Below are 2,189 nucleotides of genomic sequence, written 5' to 3'. Positions count from 1 at the left end.
AGAGCCGCACCCACTCCTCCAGGTCGCCGAGCGGCTTGCCGCTCGCGGGCGCCACCGGCGCGCTCACGGCCGCGGCCGCGTCGACGAGGCCGCGGCCGTAGATCTCGGGCCGGCCCTCCTGCCGCGCGGTCGCGAGGACCCGCTCGACCACGTCGTCGGCGTCGAGCTCCGGGTGCGCTGCCCGCACGAGCGCGACGACGCCGGAGACCAGGGGCGCGGCGCCGCTCGTTCCGTCCCACTGGACGTACCCGCCGCCGGGCTCGACGCCCACGAGCTGCTCGCTCGGCGCCGCCACGGCGATGGTGATGCCCTGCGAGGACGCGTCGAAGCTCGCGGCTCCGGACCGGTCGACGCCCGCGACCGCGAGCACGCCCGGGATGGTGGCGGGCGCGCCCACCTCGGTCGTGCCGCTCCCCCGGTTGCCGGCGGCCGCGACGACCACGACGTCGTGCTCGTAGGCGTAGAGGAAGGCGCGGTCCCAGCTCTCCGGCCAGTCGAGGGAGTTCCGGGTGAGGGACATGTTGATGACGCTCGCGCCGTTGTCGACGGCCCAGCGGACCGCGTCGGCGATCTGGGCGTCCTCGTCGCGGGCGCCCGGGGTCGGGCCGCCGAGGGCGACCGAGACGCTGAGGAGGCCGGCGGCCGGCGCGACGCCGATGACGCCCGAGCCCGTGCCCGTGCCGCGGCCCGCGAGGAGCGACGCGACCATGGTGCCGTGCTCGCTCGAGGCGCCCACGGGGCGGGTGCCGTCCGCGGATCCGACGCCCGACACGTCCGTGCCGCCGACGACCGCGCCGCGGAGGTCGGCGACCGAGGAGTCGACGCCGGTGTCGATGACGGCCACCGTGACGCCCTCGCCGCGCGTGGTCTGCCACGCCTGCTCGATGCCGTAGTCGCGCAGCCAGTACTGCCGGTCGCGCACGGGATCGGCGGCGGCCGGTGTGACGGTGGGCAGGGCGGCGGCGAGGGCCAGGATCCCGACGGCGACCGCGCGTGCCAGCCGGCGCCGCGACGCGACGGGCGCCCGCGTGCCGGGTGCGGGGGTCATGCCGCGTCGTGGTCGGCGCACTCGCACACGTCGGGCGACCACGACGCCCGCGCGAGCGCGATGTCGCCGACGGGGTTCACCCCCGGGCCCGCGGCCAGCGCGTGGCCGGCCAGCGCGTGCAGGCACTTCACCCGCACGGGCATGCCGCCCGCGGAGACGCCCGCGAGCTCGGGCACCACCAGGATCGAGTCGCGGTCGGCGAGGTAGGACGCGTGGGCGGCGGCGTAGGCGTCGCGCATCCCCTCGTCCTCGGCGAGGTCGTCCTGCAGCTCGGCCATGACGTGCTCGGCCTCGAGGTGCGAGATGGCCGCGGTGGCCGCCGGGTGGCACAGGTAGTAGAGCGTCGGGAACGGCGTGCCGTCGGACAGGCGGGGCGCGGTGCTCACGACGGTCGGATTGCCGCAGACGCAGCGCGCGGCGATGCCGACCACGTCGCGGGCCGGACGGCCGAGCTGGGCGGAGACGACGCGGACGTCGCGCTCGGAGGGCGGGTCGAAGGGGGGTCGGGTCACTGGTCGCCTCCCTGGACGGATCCCTGGAGCTGGTCGGGCGGGGTGTCGCTGAGGGCGCTGGTGAGCGCGGAGCCGAGGAGGGCCTGGACCCAGTCCTGCCGGGTCTCCTGCAGGTCGTCGCTGATGGGCGCGCCGTCGGCGGTGGTGGCCGGGTCGTCGGACGCGGCGGGGAGGCCGCGGACGAGGTAGCTCGTCTCGCCGGGCATGACGTAGAAGAGGCGGTCGCGCACCTGCGCCTTGAGGAACGCGGGGTCGTCGTACCGGGCGCGCTGGTCCTGCAGCTCGGCGATGGTGCCCTTCTGGGCGTCGACCGCGCTCTGCAGGCTGCTGAGCTGCTCGCGCTGCTCCAGGTAGATGCGCAGGCCCGGGGCGAGCACCACGACCGTCAGGACGAGGAGCACGAGGACCATCGCCGAGAAGCCGGAGAAGCGCATGCTGCGGAGCCAGTTGCCGGCGGGCGCGTCGGCGTCGGGCAGCGCCACGGGGACGCGCTCGGTGCGCGGCCGGGCGGAGCGGCGGGCGCGGAGGGTGTCGAGTCCGGGGAAGCGGGCCATCGGTCCTCCTTCGGGTGCGGTGTCGGGCGGCGGGTCGTGCGGCGGACGGGGGCGGCGGGACGCCGGGCCGCGTGT

The 2,189-nt window shown here is 76.7% G+C and carries 3 protein-coding genes; all 3 read right to left on the bottom strand.

Going from position 1 to position 2,189, the window contains the following annotated elements; all coding sequences use genetic code 11:
• A partial coding sequence (locus Q6969_RS15110; RefSeq protein ID WP_317231180.1) for a S8 family serine peptidase occupies positions 1 to 1,048 on the bottom strand: 1,048 nt, incomplete at its 3' end.
• A complete protein-coding gene (locus Q6969_RS15105; RefSeq protein WP_317231179.1) occupies positions 1,045 to 1,560 on the bottom strand; it encodes a DUF501 domain-containing protein in 516 nt (171 codons plus the stop codon). The genes Q6969_RS15110 and Q6969_RS15105, both read right to left, overlap by 4 nt.
• Positions 1,557 to 2,114 carry a septum formation initiator family protein gene (locus Q6969_RS15100; protein WP_317231178.1) on the bottom strand — a complete coding sequence of 186 codons (558 nt, stop codon included), beginning with the start codon at positions 2,112 to 2,114 and terminating at the stop codon, positions 1,557 to 1,559. The genes Q6969_RS15105 and Q6969_RS15100 overlap by 4 nt, the downstream gene beginning before the upstream one ends.
• Positions 2,115 to 2,189 lie beyond the last annotated feature (75 nt).

This window comes from Clavibacter sp. MX14-G9D (assembly GCF_032917815.1).
GTDB classification, from domain to species: Bacteria; Actinomycetota; Actinomycetes; order Actinomycetales; family Microbacteriaceae; genus Clavibacter; species Clavibacter michiganensis_K.
This window is presented reverse-complemented; position numbering and strand designations above follow the sequence as displayed.

Excerpts from the sequence above, each read along its gene's own strand:
- Q6969_RS15100 (WP_317231178.1), bottom strand. The coding sequence starts at position 2,114 with ATGGCCCGCTTCCCCGGACTCGACACCCTCCGCGCCCGCCGCTCCGCC.